The sequence below is a fragment of the Massilia sp. CT11-108 genome (assembly GCF_047302915.1).
GTDB lineage: Bacteria > Pseudomonadota > Gammaproteobacteria > Burkholderiales > Burkholderiaceae_D > Telluria > Telluria orientalis.
This window is the reverse complement of record NZ_JBKYMO010001745.1, coordinates 1-240: the sequence shown is the minus strand read 5'-3', so window position 1 is coordinate 240 and position 240 is coordinate 1. Positions and strand designations below refer to the sequence as shown.

Here is a 240-nt window from a genome sequence, read left to right as displayed (position 1 = left end):
TTTTTTGCTCTCCCTTTTTTTTTTTATAACCCCCCCCCCCGGCCCCCCCCCCCCGCGGCGTGGTGTCGGGGTGTTTTTTCCTCTGCCCCCCCCCCCCCCCCCCCCCCCCCCCCGCGGGGGGGGGGGGGGGGGGGGGGGGCCCCCCCCCCCCGGGCGCCCCCCCCCCCGCCGCCCCCCCCGCCCGCGCGGGGGGGCCCCCGGGCGCGGGGGGCGCCCCCCCCCCCCCCCCCCCCCCCGCAT

The 240-nt window shown here is 84.6% G+C and carries 1 pseudogene; it reads right to left on the bottom strand.

Going from position 1 to position 240, the window contains the following annotated elements:
• Nucleotides 1-240: pseudogene (locus ACEN88_RS36205) on the bottom strand (hypothetical protein); the annotation flags it as partial.